The organism is Pseudomonas sp. Choline-02u-1 (assembly GCF_002836515.1).
Taxonomy (GTDB): Bacteria; Pseudomonadota; Gammaproteobacteria; order Pseudomonadales; family Pseudomonadaceae; genus Aquipseudomonas.
In genome coordinates this window covers 402,849-418,961 of sequence record NZ_PJBC01000013.1, presented here as the reverse complement: position 1 = coordinate 418,961, position 16,113 = coordinate 402,849, and the positions used below count along the sequence as shown (strand labels likewise).

Annotated in this window: 15 protein-coding genes; 10 read left to right on the top strand and 5 right to left on the bottom strand. The window is 60.6% G+C overall.

The window, feature by feature from the left end; genetic code table 11:
• Window positions 1–169: 169 nt before the first annotated feature.
• Window positions 170–1,021, bottom strand: coding sequence for a glycine betaine ABC transporter substrate-binding protein (locus CXF97_RS12100; protein ID WP_101158684.1), 852 nt, complete (start codon window positions 1,019–1,021; stop codon window positions 170–172).
• Between CXF97_RS12100 and CXF97_RS28220 the strand changes: the two genes are divergently transcribed.
• Both CXF97_RS28220 and CXF97_RS12090 read left to right on the top strand, forming a co-directional pair.
• The gene (locus CXF97_RS28220) at window positions 963–1,253 is read left to right on the top strand and encodes a hypothetical protein (RefSeq protein ID WP_178081173.1); all 291 of its coding nucleotides are present in this window, start codon (window positions 963–965) and stop codon (window positions 1,251–1,253) included. The two genes, CXF97_RS12100 and CXF97_RS28220, sit on opposite strands and share 59 nt — an antisense overlap.
• Window positions 1,254–1,319: 66 nt before the next feature.
• Window positions 1,320–2,915 (top strand): beta (1-6) glucans synthase, encoded by a 1,596-nt coding sequence (locus tag CXF97_RS12090; protein WP_101158683.1) that lies wholly within the window; start codon window positions 1,320–1,322, stop codon window positions 2,913–2,915.
• Window positions 2,916–3,008: 93 nt separating this feature from the next.
• Here the strand turns inward: CXF97_RS12090 and CXF97_RS12085 are convergent, their stop codons facing one another.
• A complete protein-coding gene (locus CXF97_RS12085) occupies window positions 3,009–3,377 on the bottom strand; it encodes a hypothetical protein (RefSeq protein WP_101158682.1) in 369 nt (122 codons plus the stop codon).
• 224 nt (window positions 3,378–3,601) lie between these two features.
• Between CXF97_RS12085 and CXF97_RS12080 the strand changes: the two genes are divergently transcribed.
• Window positions 3,602–4,900 carry a serine/threonine protein kinase gene (locus CXF97_RS12080; protein ID WP_101158681.1) on the top strand — a complete coding sequence of 433 codons (1,299 nt, stop codon included), beginning with the start codon at window positions 3,602–3,604 and terminating at the stop codon, window positions 4,898–4,900.
• A complete protein-coding gene (locus CXF97_RS12075) occupies window positions 4,893–5,681 on the top strand; it encodes a VacJ family lipoprotein (protein WP_101158680.1) in 789 nt (262 codons plus the stop codon). Before CXF97_RS12080 ends, CXF97_RS12075 begins: the two co-directional genes overlap by 8 nt.
• 174 nt (window positions 5,682–5,855) lie before the next feature.
• On the opposite strand, the gene CXF97_RS12070 is transcribed toward CXF97_RS12075, so the two are convergent.
• Window positions 5,856–6,770 carry a DUF808 domain-containing protein gene (locus CXF97_RS12070; RefSeq protein ID WP_101158679.1) on the bottom strand — a complete coding sequence of 305 codons (915 nt, stop codon included), beginning with the start codon at window positions 6,768–6,770 and terminating at the stop codon, window positions 5,856–5,858.
• 135 nt (window positions 6,771–6,905) lie between these two features.
• On the opposite strand from CXF97_RS12070, the gene CXF97_RS12065 reads away from it, so the two are divergent.
• Window positions 6,906–7,511 carry a TetR/AcrR family transcriptional regulator gene (locus CXF97_RS12065; protein WP_101158678.1) on the top strand — a complete coding sequence of 202 codons (606 nt, stop codon included), beginning with the start codon at window positions 6,906–6,908 and terminating at the stop codon, window positions 7,509–7,511.
• 163 nt (window positions 7,512–7,674) lie between these two features.
• On the opposite strand, the gene CXF97_RS12060 is transcribed toward CXF97_RS12065, so the two are convergent.
• Together CXF97_RS12060 and CXF97_RS12055 are read right to left on the bottom strand one after the other, a co-directional pair.
• The gene (locus CXF97_RS12060; RefSeq protein ID WP_101158677.1) at window positions 7,675–8,745 is read right to left on the bottom strand and encodes an alpha/beta hydrolase; all 1,071 of its coding nucleotides are present in this window, start codon (window positions 8,743–8,745) and stop codon (window positions 7,675–7,677) included.
• A gap of 98 nt (window positions 8,746–8,843) precedes the next feature.
• Window positions 8,844–9,284: a heme-binding protein gene (locus CXF97_RS12055; RefSeq protein WP_101158676.1), complete on the bottom strand. Its 441-nt coding sequence runs from the start codon at window positions 9,282–9,284 to the stop codon at window positions 8,844–8,846.
• Between the two features lie 268 nt (window positions 9,285–9,552).
• Between CXF97_RS12055 and gcl the strand changes: the two genes are divergently transcribed.
• The 5 genes from gcl (at window position 9,553) to pyk (ending at window position 16,083) form a co-directional block, all read left to right on the top strand.
• Window positions 9,553–11,328: a glyoxylate carboligase gene (gcl, locus tag CXF97_RS12050; protein WP_042607573.1), complete on the top strand. Its 1,776-nt coding sequence runs from the start codon at window positions 9,553–9,555 to the stop codon at window positions 11,326–11,328.
• 138 nt (window positions 11,329–11,466) lie between these two features.
• Entirely contained in the window at window positions 11,467–12,249 is a 783-nt protein-coding gene (hyi, locus tag CXF97_RS12045; RefSeq protein ID WP_101158675.1) for a hydroxypyruvate isomerase, read from the top strand.
• Window positions 12,250–12,340: 91 nt separating this feature from the next.
• The gene (locus CXF97_RS12040) at window positions 12,341–13,234 is read left to right on the top strand and encodes a 2-hydroxy-3-oxopropionate reductase (RefSeq protein WP_101158674.1); all 894 of its coding nucleotides are present in this window, start codon (window positions 12,341–12,343) and stop codon (window positions 13,232–13,234) included.
• A gap of 162 nt (window positions 13,235–13,396) precedes the next feature.
• Window positions 13,397–14,671: a glycerate kinase gene (locus CXF97_RS12030; RefSeq protein WP_101158672.1), complete on the top strand. Its 1,275-nt coding sequence runs from the start codon at window positions 13,397–13,399 to the stop codon at window positions 14,669–14,671.
• On the top strand, window positions 14,668–16,083 hold the full coding sequence (gene pyk / locus CXF97_RS12025; protein WP_101158671.1) for a pyruvate kinase: 1,416 nt from the start codon (window positions 14,668–14,670) through the stop codon (window positions 16,081–16,083). Before CXF97_RS12030 ends, pyk begins: the two co-directional genes overlap by 4 nt.
• Window positions 16,084–16,113: the final 30 nt, after the last annotated feature.

Here is a 16,113-nt window from a genome sequence, read left to right as displayed (position 1 = left end):
ACGACCTTAGTAGTAGATGGCCATGATGTTTTTGCCATTTACCGGACACCCAAAAACAACTGTGGGAGCGAGCTTGCTCGCGAAGGCGCCGTATCAGTCAACGCATCAGTCAACTGACAGACCGCTTTCGCGAGCGAGCCCGCTCCCACAGAGTTAGGCGGTGAAGCTGTTATTTGGTCCAGTCAGCTACACGTTCCGGGTGTTTGGCCACCCAGTCCTTGGCCGCTGCATCAGGCTTGGCGCCGTCCTGAATCGCCAGCATGACTTCGCCGATTTCGTCTTTCGACGCCCACTGGAAGTTTTTCAGGAACTTGGCCACTTCCGGCGCCTTGGCGTCCAGGCCTTTGCTGCCGATGCTGTTCACCGTTTCAGCCTGGCCATACACGCCTTTCGGGTCGTCGAGGAAGCGCAGTTTCCATTTGGCGAACATCCAGTGCGGCACCCAACCGGTGACGGCGATGGATTCGTTTTTCTTCTCGGCGCGGGTCAGCTCGGCAATCATGCCGGCGCCGGAACTGGCCTTGAGGCTGTACTTGTCCAGGCCGTAATCCTTGATCGCCTGATCGGTCTTGAGCATCACGCCTGAACCGGCGTCGATGCCGACAATACGGTTTTTGAAGGTGTCGTCAGTCTTCAGGTCTTCGATCGATTTGGCTTTGACATACTCGGGTACGATCAGGCCGATCTTCGCGTCCTTGAAGTTCGGGCCGTAATCGACGACCTGATCCTTGTTTTTCGTCCAATAGTCACCGTGGGTCACGGGCAGCCAGGCCGAGAGCATGGCATCGAGTTTGCCGGTGGCCACGCCCTGCCACATGATCCCGGTGGCGACGGCCTGCAGCTTCACGTCATAACCGAGTTTCTGTTTGATCACTTCGGCCGCAACGTGAGTGGTCGCGACGCTGTCGGACCAGCCGTCAACGTAACCGATGTTCAGGGTCTGTTTTTCAGCGTTGGCGAAAGTGGAACTCATCGCAAGCGCCAGAGCGGCACCTGCGCCTAAAAGTCGTCGCATCTTCATCGTTTACTTCCCCGAAATGCTGCGCCCGACGGATGCCGGGCATCGTCAACGTATTGTTATGGTGCACAGCGTCCCCATCACGCCGGACCTCACACACTCGAACATCAGCCGATTTTTCAAAAAGGGTACTGATAGTTTGATCATCAACCTCAAGCGGCCGGCGACCTGCTCTGTCAGCGACCTCAAGGCAGCGAGAAACGACATCAGAAAGCCATTAATCAAGCGAGATTAATTGACGCCAGACAATCCGCCCGAACTTTGCATGTATAACGCCTGCAGGCCACCTGCCTTTCTATAAATGCAGGTAACATGCGTCGCTTTGCAGCCACTCGGCCTGATCATGTCCGCGACGTACCGATTTCCTTTTGTGCCTTATCTGTTCGCCTGCCTGCTCGGGCTCATGGCCCTTGGCGGTTTCTGGTATGGCCTCGGCCAACCGGTAATCCTGCCGGACGCCGCGACGCCGACGCACAAGCTGCAATGCGCCTCGTACACGCCGTTCGACAAGGACCAGTCGCCGTTCGACGTGCCGTTCAAATTGCGCCCTGAGCGCATGGATGCCGACCTTGCGCTACTGGCAACGCGCTTTGAATGTATCCGCACCTATTCGATGACCGGCCTCGACGCCCTGCCCGATCTTGCGCGCAAACACGGTCTGAAGTTGATGATCGGCGCCTGGGTCAACGGCAACCCCGTGGATACCGAGCAGGAAGTCGAACTGCTGATCAAATCCGCCAACGCCAACCCCGACGTGGTCACGGCAGTCATCGTCGGCAACGAGGCGCTGCTGCGCAAAGAGGTTACCGGCGCGCAACTGGCCCGGCTGATCGACAAGGTCAAAAGCCAGGTCAAGCAACCGGTAACTTACGCCGATGTCTGGGAATTCTGGCTCAAGCACCCGGAAATTGCCCCGGCCGTGGATTTCCTCACTATCCATTTGCTGCCGTACTGGGAAGACGATCCCTCGAACATCGACGTCGCGCTGCGGCATGTGGCGGATGTGCGCCAGGTGTTCGGCAACAAATTCGCCCCCAAAGACGTGGTGATCGGCGAAACCGGCTGGCCGAGCGAAGGCCGTCAGCGCGAAACCGCCGTGCCGAGCCGGGTCAACGAGGCGAAATTCATTCGTGGGTTTGTGACGATGGCCGAGCAGGAAGGCTGGCGTTACAACCTCATCGAAGCCTTCGATCAGCCATGGAAGCGCGGCAGTGAAGGCGCCGTCGGCGGCTATTGGGGGCTGTTCGATGCCGATCGGCAGGACAAAGGCGTGCTCGCCGGGCCGGTGAGCAACGTGCCGTACTGGAAAGAATGGCTGGCGGTTGGCGCTGTGATTTTCCTCGGTACGTTGATTCTAGGTGGACGCGTTCGCACCGTGCGCTCGGCACTGCTGCTGCCATTGCTCGGTGCCGTCGCTGCTTGTTCAATTGGCGCCTGGGCTGATCTGGCGCGGCTGACCACGCGATTTGCTGGCGAATGGCTGTGGGTCGGCTTGCTGACCGGGCTGAATCTGTTGGTACTCGCGCATGCCGCGCTGACGTTGAGTGCACGTATCGGTTGGCGCGCGCGAGCATTCGATTTTCTCGAGCGTCGCGCCGGCTGGCTGGTCGCGGCGGCCGGTTTTGCCGCTGCGGTGATGGTGCTGGAGATGGTCTTCGATCCGCGCTATCGCAGTTTCGCCAGCATGGCGTTCGTGCTGCCGGCACTGGTGTACCTGTGCCGGCCGGTGAGCGTGCCGCGTCGGGAGATCGCCTTGCTGGCGTTTATCGTCGGTGCCGGGATTGCGCCGCAGTTGTATCAGGAAGGGTTGCTGAATCAGCAGGCCTGGGGTTGGGCGCTGGTCAGTGGCTTGATGGTGGTGGCATTGTGGCGCTGTCTGCGGGTTCGCAAGGGCTGACCAGAGCAAGATCAAAAGATCGCAGCCTTCGGCAGTTCCTACAGATGCAGGGCGTGCCATTGTAGGTGCTGCCGAAGGCTGCGATCTCTCAAATCACGCACCGCGTGAGGATCTGACCAGGCGCAACCCGGCAATCACCACCGCAAACACCGCCAAGGTGGTGTTGTACAACGCCAATGCCGGCATCCCGAACACCACCGCCAGCACCGCCAGCCACCATCCTCCCCGCCCCGGCACGACAAAACCGATCAGCGCCATGCCCACCGCTGCCCAGCCCAGCACCTTGAAATGGATCATCAATCCGAGGTTCGAGCGCACCACGCACTCCCAACGGCTGGCCTCGTCAACGCAGATGCCGACCCACTGGCCGTCTTCCATAAAGCCATAACGCGCGGCATAACTGGCGGCCAGCCACAGCGGCAACAAAACGAGCAGCACAATCACAGGCAAGCGGCGGGACATGAAGCACTCCAATCTACGGAAATCGGCCGCCAGCTTAATCTGCCGCCCTGCATACGCAAGCGCTAACAACACTTAACTGTTCATTGAGGCCGTGCAAAGTGTATCGTCCAGCTACTATTACCCCGAATTCCGCCTGTTTGGTGCCGCACCATGGCACTTTGGCGCACGGCCGGTGGTCATAGCCTGCGAACTTCAATCGGCACCTTCCTCTAAGGGATCTAGTCATGCTCCGTTCCTTGCGCTTCGCCGCGCTGTTCAGCGGCCTTATCTTGAGTGCGTCCGCGCTGGCGGTGGATATCGACGCCGCCAGCTATGGCTACCCGCTGACCAACCCGTTCGAGGCGACGATCGCCACGACACCACCGGATCTGCGTCCGGAGCTGCCGCTGGACGACGACATCAATCAAACGGACCGCAGCCTCACCCTGCGCCCGGAGCGCGAGTTCCAGCTGCCGGACAATTTCTGGGCAGTCAAAAAGCTCACCTATCGCATCGCCACGCAGGACAAACCGGCGCCGCTGATCTTTCTGATCGCCGGCACTGGCGCGCGCTTTGACAGCACGCTCAACGAATACCTGAAAAAGCTATATTACAAAGCCGGCTACCACGTCGTGCAGCTGTCTTCGCCGACCAGCTTCGATTTCATCAGCGCCGCCTCGCGTTTCGCCACCCCGGGCGTGACCAAGGAAGACGCCGAAGACATGTACCGGGTGATGCAGGCGGTCCGCGCGCAAAACCCGAAACTGCCGGTGACCGAGTACTACCTGACCGGTTACAGCCTCGGCGCTCTCGATGCCGCGTTCGTCGCGCATCTGGACGAGACCCGCCGCAGCTTCAACTTCAAGAAAGTCCTGCTGCTCAACCCGCCGGTCAATCTCTATACCTCGGTGACCAACCTCGACAAGCTGGTGCAGACCGAGGTCAAGGGCATCAACAGCAGCACCACATTCTACGAACTGGTGCTGACCAAGCTGACCCGCTACTTCCAGCAGAAAGGTTACATCGACCTCAACGATGCGCTGCTGTATGACTTCCAGCAGTCCAAGCAGCACCTGACCAACGAACAGATGGCCATGCTCATCGGCACGTCGTTCCGCTTCTCGGCGGCCGATATTGCCTACACCTCGGACCTGGTCAACCGTCGTGGCCTGATCACCCCGCCGAAATTCCCTATCACCGAAGGCACCAGCCTCACGCCGTTCCTCAAGCGTGCGCTGCAATGCGACTTCGACTGCTACATCACCGAACAGGTTATTCCGATGTGGCGTGCGCGAACCGACGGCGGCAGCCTGCTGCAACTGATCGATCAGGTCAGCCTGTATGCACTCAAGGATTATCTGCACGACAGCCCGAAAATCGCCGTGATGCACAACGCCGACGACGTCATCCTCGGCCCTGGCGATTTGGGCTTTTTGCGTAAAACCTTCGGTGATCGCCTGACCGTTTACCCACTGGGCGGCCACTGCGGCAACCTTAACTACCGCGTCAACAGCGACGCCATGCTGGAGTTCTTCCGTGGCTAAATATCTCCTGCTGATTGCAGCGCTCCTCTGTGCAGGCGTGGCCCAGGCCGACAACAGCAAAGCCGATGCACCGGTAGTGGTCGACAGCGACGGCTTCAAGGAACCGCTGACCAAACTCAAATTCAACCCGGGCCTGGACCAGCGCGAGTTCGAGCGCTCGACGCTCAACGCGCTGAACGTTTATGACCCGCTGGAATCGTGGAACCGCCGGGTTTACCACTTCAATTACCGCTTCGACCAATGGGTGTTCCTGCCGGTGGTCGATGGATATCGCTATATCACGCCAAGCTTTGTGCGCACCGGGGTGAGCAACTTCTTCAACAACATTGGCGACGTGCCGAATCTGGTCAACAGCCTGCTGCAGTTCAAGGGTCAGCGCTCGATGGAAACCACTGCGCGCCTGTTGCTCAACACCACGATCGGCATCGCCGGCCTGTGGGACCCGGCCACCGCCATGGGCCTGCCACGCCAGAACGAAGACTTCGGTCAGACCCTGGGTTTCTACGGCGTACCGGGCGGCGCCTACTTCGTACTGCCGATCTTCGGCCCGTCGAACATCCGCGACACCGCGGGTCTGGCCGTGGACTACACCGCCGACACCGCGATCAACTTCCTCAATGTCGCGGAAGTCAGCTCCAACCATCCGGAAGTCTGGGCCTTGCGTGCAATCGACAAGCGCTACCAGACCAGTTTCCGTTACGGCCAGATGAACTCGCCGTTCGAGTACGAGAAAGTGCGGTACGTCTACACCGAGGCGCGCAAGTTGCAGATCGCCGAGTAATCTCGGCGGGTGCAAAAAAGGGCCATTCGATGCACGTCGAATGGCCCTTTTTTGTGGCTCAACACAAATCAGAATGTGGGAGCGGGCTTGCTCACGAATACGGTGGATCAGTCAATATCCATGTCGACTGGCGTTCCGCATTCGCGAGCAAGCCCGCTCCCACAGGTTTCATGTTCAGCTTCTGATTGCGCGCCAGAGCTTGCCCACGACAGTCACCACCGCCAACACCACCGCACCGGCAATGATCCCCGCAACACCGTTGAGCAGCATCGGCACGGCGAACCCGGCACTGCCCGCCGCTGCGCCGACGCCTTCGATCCAGTGATGCAGCACCGGCACGCCATGGGTAAGGATGCCGCCGCCAACCAGGAACATCGCCGCCGTACCGACCACCGACAGGGTTTTCATCATGTACGGCGCGGCGCTGAGAATGCCGCTGCCAATCCTTTTCGCCATCTGCCCGGGCTTCTGCGTCAGCCACAGACCCAGATCGTCGAGTTTGACAATACCCGCCACCAAACCGTAAACGCCCACGGTCATGACAATCGCGATGCCGGACATGACCACCACTTGCTGGGTCAGCGAGGCGTCGGCCACGGTGCCGAGGGTGATGGCGATGATTTCCGCCGAGAGGATGAAGTCGGTGCGGATCGCGCCTTTGATCTTGTCCTTTTCATACGCCACCAGATCGGTGGCCGGATCGGCGACGGCTTCGGTCAACTGCGCATGCCCGGCTGCGTCTTCCTCTTTGCTGTGCAAGAACTTGTGCGCAAGCTTCTCGAAACCTTCGAAGCACAGATACGCACCGCCGACCATCAACAGCGGCGTTACCAGCCATGGCACGAAGGCGCTGATCGCCAGCGCCGACGGCACGAGGATCAGTTTGTTGACGAACGAGCCCTTGGCCACCGCCCAGACCACGGGAATTTCCCGCTCGGCGCGCACGCCCGAAACCTGCTGGGCATTGAGCGCAAGATCATCACCCAGCACCCCGGCAGTCTTCTTCGCGGCCATTTTCGTCATCAATGCAACGTCATCCAGAACGGTGGCGATGTCATCGATCAGCACCAGCAAACTGCTTCCTGCCATGAATCCTGTTTCCTTCTGTGTATGAATGTTGCCAAGCATAGCGCGACCGCCAGCCACAGGCTGCATTGTTGAGCGCCGCTCAAGGCCGGTGCTACCATGCGCCACCGCCAGAACAGGCAAGGAACCACCGGGTTTATGAGCACAATCCGCGAGCGAAACAAAGAACTGATCCTGCGCGCCGCCAGCGAAGAGTTTGCCGACAAGGGCTTTGCGGCGACCAAAACCAGCGACATCGCCGCCAAGGCGGGATTGCCCAAGCCCAACGTCTACTACTACTTCAAATCCAAGGAAAACCTCTATCGCGAGGTGCTGGAAAGCATCATCGAGCCGATTCTTCAGGCCTCGACCCCGTTCAACCCGGACGGCGTGCCGAGCGAGGTGCTGAGTGGCTACATCCGCTCGAAGATCCGCATCTCCCGCGACCTGCCCTACGCGTCCAAGGTGTTTGCCAGCGAGATCATGCACGGCGCCCCGCATCTGAGCGCCGACCTGGTCGAGCAGCTCAACAGCCAGGCCAAGCACAACATCGCCTGCATCCAGAGCTGGATCGACCGCGGCCAGATCGCCCCGATCGACCCCAACCACCTGATGTTCAGCATTTGGGCCGCCACCCAGACTTACGCCGACTTCGACTGGCAGATTTCTGCAGTGACCGGGAAAGACAAGCTCGATGAAGCCGATTATGAAGCGGCAGCGCAGACGATCATCCGGTTGGTGTTGAAGGGGTGTGAGCCGGACTGAACAGACTTACCGCTATCGCTGGCAAGCCAGCTCCCACAGGGCTTTGTATTGGTTACAACATCTCAATACGACAGAGAATCCTGCGGGAGCTGCCAGCGATGGCTTTCGATCAGGCGCCAATGATCAGAAGGATATCCTGCTCATTCGCAGTGACCCTTGGCGCTCAAGCCTCCTCCCCCATCAACCAGCGCAGTGCCTGTGGCAGCGAAGTGCTCCAGTCGTCGGGGAAGGTGTGTCCAGCCTCATGGACACGGGATTTGACTTCGTTGCCTTCGCTGAACAATTGACGGAAATCGGCGCTCATCTGCTGATTGCGTGGCCCTTCCTCTTTGCCGTTGATGACAAATACACGCTTGCCGCGCGCTTTGCTTTCGGTGGGCGTCGGTTGCATGCCGCCGGGTGACAGCAGCAGCGCGCCGGCGTATTCGTCCGGGTGCTGCGCCAACAGAGCGCCGGCGTGTTGCGAGCCCTGCGAGAAGCCCATGAGGAACACGCGTTTACGGTCGATGCATTGCTGGGCTTCCAACGCTTTGAGCCCGTTCTGCACGGCTTGATGGGTGCCTTCGAAGCCAGGGCCGATCCAACGGAAGCTGTCGACCGCGTTGATCATTTCTGTGCCATTGATCCCCAGAATCACTGCGCCGGTGTCGGCCAGCGGTTGGTAATCTTCATCAAGCTCGCCGTTGACGCCATAACCGTGGAGCCAGACCACCACCGGCCGACAGGCTTTGGGGACGGGGATGCTGGCCGACGGATCAAGCACGGAGATCGCGCCAACCTTGCCGACGGCCATTTTGCTGTAGCGCTCCTGAGCGTTGGCCAGGACGCTTTTATAGGTGCCAGATTCGCGCAGATCGGCGAAGTCTTCATCGCCGGCCATCAACGGGCCGAACCACAGGCCGCGGTCATCGGCTTCACGTAGAAAGCGTTCGGCCAATTTGTCATCACCACGCCGAGCAAACAGCGCCGCGACCTGATAAGGCGCCTGCAATTGTTTGGGGTCTTCACGGGTGGCGGCCAGATACACCGCAATGGCCTGCAACGTATCGGATGATTCGAGCTTTTCGGCACGATCCATCAGTTCCTGGGCATCGTCTGCATTGATCAATGCAGAGACCACCGGGCTGAGCGCATTGAACGCGATTTCGTCGGCGTCAGGTGCCTGCGCCGCATGCAGGGCGGGAGTACAGAGGGTCATGGCCGTGGCCAGAGAGAGGGCAAATAGCGTCTTCACGCGAATCTTCCTTGATACATAAACGAGAGGGGCGGCAGTCTATAGACCCCGCCCCGCTTCGTCATCATTACCACATCAGTTGTGGTGATTTATCTCACTCAGGCCGCTACCCCCGCATCCGCGCGTAACTTCAGCGCCTCCACCGCACTGATCGCGACTTGCTCATCCACATCCGACAAATCCCCACTGATCCCGATCGCGCCCAGCACTTCACCCGCCTGATTGCGAATCAACACACCACCCGGCGCCGGCACAACGCTGCCCTGCCCCATGCTGTTCAACGAAGAAAAAAAGGCCGGGCGTTGCTGGGCGTCCTGGGCGAGCAGGCGTGAGCCTTTGCCCAATGCGATGGCGCCCCAGGCTTTGCCGATGGCGATGTCGGGGCGCAACAGGCTGGCGCCGTCTTCGCGTTGCAGGGCGATCAGGTGCCCGCCGGTGTCGAGCACCGCGATGGTCAGCGGTGCGGCGTTGATGCCGCGCCCTGCATTGATGGCTTCGCTGACCAGGTTGACTGCGACTTTCAAGGTTAAAGCGCTCATGGTGCCGTCCTCATTTTGTTATAGGGAAAGTCGTGGGACTGCGCGTCTGTGCCGCAGTCCGATGCCACAAATAGAACACAATGAGTTATTTTTTTGTATACAATAATTCTCGAAAAGCGCCACATGCGACGAAAAGCCACAGCACAACGGGCTTGCGACGAATGAAACAGGCGCTTGAGAAAATGGATTGACCTGCGCCGTCCGCCGTGAATACACTCTGCGCAAAGCCACTTGTATACAATTACAAAACGTAAAGAGGCACAAAACCATGAGCAAAATGAGAGCAATCGAAGCCGCCGTTCTGGTGATGCGCCGTGAAGGGGTCGATACCGCTTTTGGCATCCCGGGCGCAGCGATCAACCCGCTGTACTCCGCCTTGCAGAAGGTCGGTGGCATCGATCACGTCCTTGCTCGCCACGTTGAAGGCGCCTCGCACATGGCCGAGGGCTACACCCGCACCAAGGCCGGCAATATCGGCGTGTGCATCGGTACATCCGGCCCGGCCGGTACTGACATGGTCACCGGGCTCTACAGCGCCTCGGCCGACTCGATTCCAATCCTCTGCATTACCGGCCAGGCACCCCGGGCCCGTATGCACAAGGAAGACTTCCAGGCTGTCGACATCACCAGCATCGTCAAGCCAGTCACCAAGTGGGCGACCACGGTTCTGGAACCGGGCCAGGTGCCTTACGCGTTCCAGAAAGCTTTTTACGAAATGCGTTCCGGCCGTCCAGGCCCGGTGCTGATAGATCTGCCATTCGACGTGCAGATGGCCGAGATCGAATTCGACATCGACGCCTACCAGCCGCTGCCACTGGCCAAACCGACTGCGACCCGCGTGCAGGTCGAGAAGGCTCTGGCGCTGCTGGATCAGGCCGAGCGTCCGTTGCTGGTCGCCGGTGGCGGCATCATCAACGCCGATGCCAGCGATCTGCTGGTCGAGTTCGCCGAACTGACCGGCATCCCGGTCATCCCGACCCTGATGGGCTGGGGCACTATCCCGGACGATCACCCGCTGATGGTCGGCATGGTCGGTCTGCAGACGTCGCACCGTTACGGCAACGCGACGATGCTCAAATCCGACGTGGTGCTGGGCATTGGTAACCGTTGGGCCAACCGCCACACCGGTTCGGTTGACGTGTACACCGAAGGTCGCAAGTTCATTCACGTCGACATCGAAGGCACGCAGATCGGCCGTGTGTTCACGCCGGATCTGGGCATCGTTTCCGACGCTGCGGCAGCGCTGACCGTGTTCATCGAAGTGGCCCGTGAATGGCAAGCCGCTGGCAAGCTGAAAAACCGCAGCGCCTGGCTGCAGGATTGCCAGCAGCGCAAGGCCAGCCTGCATCGCAAGACGCACTTCGACAACGTGCCGGTCAAGCCGCAGCGCGTTTACGAAGAAATGAACCAGGTGTTCGGCAAGGACACCTGCTACGTCAGCACCATTGGTCTGTCGCAGATTGCCGGCGCGCAGTTCCTGCACGTGTACAAGCCGCGTCACTGGATCAACTGCGGCCAGGCCGGCCCGTTGGGCTGGACCATTCCGGCGGCGCTGGGCGTGGTGAAGGCCGATCCGAATCGCAAAGTCGTGGCCCTGTCGGGGGACTATGATTTCCAATTCATGATCGAAGAACTGGCGGTCGGCGCTCAGTTCAAACTGCCGTACATCCACGTCGTGGTGAACAACTCGTACCTGGGCCTGATCCGTCAGGCCCAGCGCGGGTTCGAAATGGACTACTGCGTGCAGCTGTCCTTCGATAACCTCAACGCGCCGGAACTCAACGGTTACGGGGTAGACCACATCGCAGTCGCCGAAGGCCTCGGCTGTAAAGCGCTGCGTGTGTTCGAACCATCAGAAATCGCCCCTGCCCTGCGCAAGGCCGAGCAGATGATCGAAGAGTTCAAGGTGCCGGTGATCGTCGAGATCATTCTGGAGCGTGTGACCAACATCTCCATGGGTACCGAGATCAACGCGGTCAACGAGTTCGAAGACCTGGCTCTGGTCGGCAATGACGCGCCGACGGCGATTTCGTTGCTTGATTAACTGCTGACCGCTCTCCCTGTGGGAGCGGGCTTGCTCGCGAAGGCGATATCACATCCGACATCAATGTCGACTGCCCCACCGCTTTCGCGAGCAAGCCCGCTCCCACAGGAGACCTCACAAGATTTACGGGAGACCACCATGCCGCGTTTCGCAGCCAACCTGTCCATGCTGTTCACCGAACAGGATTTCCTTGCCCGTTTCGACGCCGCCGCCAAGGCCGGTTTCAGTGGCGTGGAATACCTGTTCCCTTACGACTTCAGCTCCGCCGAAATCAAGGCAAAGCTTGAAGCCAACGGTCTGACCCAAGTGCTGTTCAACCTGCCGGCCGGTGACTGGGCCAAGGGCGAGCGTGGCATTGCGTGCCTGCCGGAGCGGGTTGAAGAATTCCGCGCCGGGGTTGATCTGGCGATCGCCTACGCACAAGTGCTGGGCAACACCCAGGTCAACTGCCTGGCCGGTATCCGCCCGCAAGGCGTTGACGATGCCACCGTGGAAAAGACCTTCGTCGCCAACCTCAAATACGCCGCCGACAAGCTGCAAGCGGTGGGCATCAAACTGGTGATGGAAGCGATCAACACCCGCGACATTCCCGGTTTCTACCTGAACAACACGGCGCAGGCCCTGTCGATTCGCGAACAGGTCGGCAGCGCCAATCTGTTCCTGCAATACGACATCTATCACATGCAAATCATGGAAGGCGATCTGGCCCGCACCCTGCAATCGCACCTGGGCGAGATCAACCATGTGCAGCTCGCGGACAACCCGGGGCGCAACGAGCCGGGCACTGGCGAGATCAACTACCGCTTCCTGTTCGAACACCTCGACCGCATCGGTTATCAGGGTTGGGTCGGCTGCGAATACAAGCCGTTGACCACCACCGAGGCGGGCCTCGGCTGGCTGAAAACTCATAACGCAATTTGATGCAGATCCCCTGTGGGAGCGAGCTTGCTCGCTCCCACAAAAAGCAGTTCCCCAATTTGCTTGAGCACGACAAAAACAAGAGGATTTTCTCATGGCTAAAATCGGATTCATCGGCACCGGCATCATGGGCCACCCAATGGCGGCGAACCTGCAGAAAGCCGGTCACAGCCTGTTCCTGTCGCAGCACCACGACGCAGCCCCGGCCGATCTGGTCGCCGCTGGCGCCGTCGCGTTGGCCAACCCGCGCGAAGTCGCGCAGGAAGCTGAATTCATCATTGTCATGGTCCCGGATACCCCGCAGGTCGATGACGTGCTGTTCCGTGCCGACGGCGTCGCGGCCGGTGTCGGCAAAGGCAAAGTGGTCATCGACATGAGCTCGATTTCGCCGACCGCCACCAAGGCCTTCGCCGCGAAAATCAACGAAAAAGGCGCGCAATACCTCGACGCGCCAGTGTCCGGCGGCGAAGTCGGCGCCAAAGCCGCGACCCTGAGCATCATGGTCGGTGGCGACGCCGATGCCTTCGAACGCGCCCTGCCGCTGTTCCAGGCCATGGGCAAGAACATCACCCTGGTCGGTGGCAATGGCGACGGCCAGACCGCCAAAGTCGCGAATCAGATCATTGTTGCGCTGAACATCCAGGCCGTTGCCGAAGCGCTGCTGTTCGCCTCCAAAAACGGTGCCGATCCAGCCAAGGTGCGTGAAGCGTTGATGGGCGGTTTCGCCTCCTCGAAGATTCTTGAAGTGCACGGCGAGCGCATGATCAAAGGCACCTTCGATCCGGGCTTCCGCATCAGCCTGCACCAGAAGGACCTGAACCTGGCCCTGCAAGGCGCCAAGGAGCTGAACATCAACCTGCCCAACACCGCCAACGCTCAGCAAGTGTTCAGCACCTGCGCGGCCATCGGTGGCAGCAACTGGGACCACTCGGCGCTGATCAAGGGACTTGAGCACATGGCCAATTTCTCGATCCGCGACAATAAATAAAGCCTGCCCCGTCGCTCGTTCCCACGCTCCGCGTGGGAATGCTGCCCGGGACGCTCCGCGTCCCTGCCGAAGCGGACGCAGAGCGTCCATTGAAGCATTCCCACGCAGAGCGTGGGAACGATCATCAGCATTAACCAAGAACAATAAGATTGGGAGCCCGCCATGTCGGTCGATCCGCAACAACTGCTGCGCGAGCTGTTTGCCACAGCCATCGACGCGGCGCATCCGAACCAAGTCCTTGAAGCCCATCTGCCCGCCGACCGCAGCGGTCGCGTCATCGTCATCGGTGCCGGCAAAGCGGCGGCCGCCATGGCGCAAGTGGTCGAGCGCTGCTGGGAAGGCGAAGTCACGGGCCTGGTCGTCACCCGCTACGGACACGGCGCCCCGTGCGAAAAAATCGAAGTGGTCGAAGCCGCGCATCCGGTGCCGGACGCCGCCGGTCTGGCCGTGGCCAAACGCGTGCTGGAACTGGTCAGCAACCTGACCGAAGACGACCGCGTGATCTTTCTGCTCTCCGGCGGCGGCTCTGCCCTGCTCGCCTTGCCGGCCGAAGGCATCACCCTCGCCGACAAACAGTCGATCAACAAGGCCTTGCTCAAATCCGGCGCGACCATCGGCGAGATGAACTGCGTGCGCAAGCACCTCTCGGCGATCAAGGGCGGCCGCCTCGGCAAGGCCTGCTGGCCGGCGACGGTTTACACCTACGCGATTTCCGATGTACCCGGCGACCTCGCCACCGTCATCGCCTCCGGCCCGACCGTGGCCGACCCTAGCACCAGCGCCGAAGCCCTGGCGATCATCAAACGCTACGGCATCGACATTCCGGCCTCGGTGCGCAACTGGCTGCAAAGCCCCGAGTCGGAAACCGTCAAACCCGGCGACCCGAGTCTGGCTCGCAGCCACTTCCAGTTGATTGCCCGCCCGCAACAATCGCTGGATGCCGCGGCGGTGAAATGCCGTCAGGCCGGTTTCAGCACCTTGATTCTCGGCGATCTGGAAGGCGAATCCCGTGAAGTGGCGAAAGTCCACGCAGGCATCGCCCGGCAGATCATCAACCACGGCCAGCCATTGGCGGCGCCGTGCGTGATTCTCTCCGGCGGCGAAACCACCGTGACCGTGCGCGGCAATGGTCGTGGCGGGCGTAACGCCGAATTCCTCTTGAGCCTCACCGACAACCTCAAGGGCCAGCCCGGCGTCTACGCGCTGGCCGGCGACACCGATGGCATCGACGGCTCGGAAGACAATGCCGGCGCAATCATGACCCCGGACAGCTACGCCCGCGCCGCCGCCCTGGGCTTAAGCGCCAGCGATGAGCTGGATAACAACAACGGTTACGGCTACTTCGAAGCGCTCGACGCGTTGATCGTCACCGAGCCGACCCGCACCAACGTCAACGACTTCCGCGCCATCCTGATCCTTGAGAACTGCAAATCATGACGCCTGATAAAAAGGTCAAAATCCTCGCCACCCTCGGCCCTGCGGTCGACGGCATCGACGACATCCGCGAACTGGTCGAGGCCGGGGTCAACATCTTCCGCCTGAACTTCAGCCACGGCGATCACGCCGACCACGCCAATCGCTATCAGTGGATCCGCGAAGTCGAGCGCCAGCTCAACTATCCGCTGGGCATTCTCATGGACTTGCAGGGGCCTAAACTGCGCGTCGGCAAGTTCGCCGAAGGCAAGGTGCAACTGCATCGCGGTCAGGCGTTCCGCCTCGATCTCGACGCGACACCGGGCGACGAGCGTCGGGTGAACCTGCCGCATCCCGAGATCATCGCCGCACTGGAAGCCGGCATGGATTTGCTGCTCGACGACGGCAAGCTGCGTCTGCGCGTGGTTACCAAGTACGCCGATGCGATCGACACCACCGTGCTCAACGGCGGCGAACTGTCCGACCGCAAAGGTGTGAACGTGCCGCAAGCGGTGCTCGACCTCAGCCCGTTGACCGCCAAGGATCGTCGCGACCTGAGCTTCGGTCTGGAGCTGGGTGTGGACTGGGTCGCGCTGTCGTTCGTGCAGCGCCCGCAGGACATTGTTGAAGCCCGCGCATTGATCGGCGACAAAGCCTTTCTGATGGCGAAAATCGAGAAGCCTTCAGCGGTCGAGCAACTGCGTGAGATTGCTGGGTTGAGCGACGCAATCATGGTCGCTCGCGGCGATCTGGGTGTTGAAGTGCCGGCAGAAAGCGTGCCGCAGATTCAGAAAAACATCATCACCACCTGCCGCGAACTCGGCAAACCGGTGGTCGTGGCGACGCAGATGCTCGAGTCGATGCGCTTCTCCCCGGCCCCGACCCGCGCCGAAGTCACCGACGTTGCCAATGCCGTGGCCGAAGGCGCCGATGCAGTGATGCTGTCGGCGGAAACCGCCTCGGGCGAGTATCCGCTCGAAGCCGTGCAGATGATGAGCAAGATCATTCGTCAGGTGGAAAACGGCCCGGATTATCAGACCCAGCTCGACGTCAGCCGACCGAAAGCCGAGGCAACCGTTTCGGATGCAATCAGCTGCGCGATCCGCCGGATCAGCAACGTGCTGCCGGTGGCGGTGCTGGTCAATTACAGCGAGTCGGGCGCTTCGACGCTGCGCGCATCGCGGGAACGACCGAAAGCGCCAATCCTCAATCTGACGCCGAACCTGCAAACGGCGCGGCGCTTGAGCGTGGCGTGGGGCATTCATTCGGTGGTCAACGATCGTCTGCGCCAGGTCGATGAAGTCTGCTCAACCGCGCTGGAAATCGCCCAGGCACAAGGCATGGCCGAGCGTGGCGACACGCTGCTGATCACTGCCGGCGTGCCGTTTGGCCAGCCGGGTTCGACCAACTCCCTGCGCATTGAGACGTTGATCTAGCCCCCCACCATGATCGTTCCCACGCTCTGC

Coding starts and splice junctions, on each gene's coding strand:
- CXF97_RS12100 (WP_101158684.1), bottom strand. CDS start 1,021: ATGAAGATGCGACGACTTTTAGGCGCAGGTGCCGCTCTGGCGCTTGCG.
- CXF97_RS12090 (WP_101158683.1), top strand. CDS start 1,320: ATGCAGGTAACATGCGTCGCTTTGCAGCCACTCGGCCTGATCATGTCC.
- CXF97_RS12085 (WP_101158682.1), bottom strand. CDS start 3,377: ATGTCCCGCCGCTTGCCTGTGATTGTGCTGCTCGTTTTGTTGCCGCTG.
- CXF97_RS12080 (WP_101158681.1), top strand. CDS start 3,602: ATGCTCCGTTCCTTGCGCTTCGCCGCGCTGTTCAGCGGCCTTATCTTG.
- CXF97_RS12070 (WP_101158679.1), bottom strand. CDS start 6,770: ATGGCAGGAAGCAGTTTGCTGGTGCTGATCGATGACATCGCCACCGTT.
- CXF97_RS12065 (WP_101158678.1), top strand. CDS start 6,906: ATGAGCACAATCCGCGAGCGAAACAAAGAACTGATCCTGCGCGCCGCC.
- CXF97_RS12055 (WP_101158676.1), bottom strand. CDS start 9,284: ATGAGCGCTTTAACCTTGAAAGTCGCAGTCAACCTGGTCAGCGAAGCC.
- gcl (WP_042607573.1), top strand. CDS start 9,553: ATGAGCAAAATGAGAGCAATCGAAGCCGCCGTTCTGGTGATGCGCCGT.
- hyi (WP_101158675.1), top strand. CDS start 11,467: ATGCCGCGTTTCGCAGCCAACCTGTCCATGCTGTTCACCGAACAGGAT.
- CXF97_RS12040 (WP_101158674.1), top strand. CDS start 12,341: ATGGCTAAAATCGGATTCATCGGCACCGGCATCATGGGCCACCCAATG.
- CXF97_RS12030 (WP_101158672.1), top strand. CDS start 13,397: ATGTCGGTCGATCCGCAACAACTGCTGCGCGAGCTGTTTGCCACAGCC.
- pyk (WP_101158671.1), top strand. CDS start 14,668: ATGACGCCTGATAAAAAGGTCAAAATCCTCGCCACCCTCGGCCCTGCG.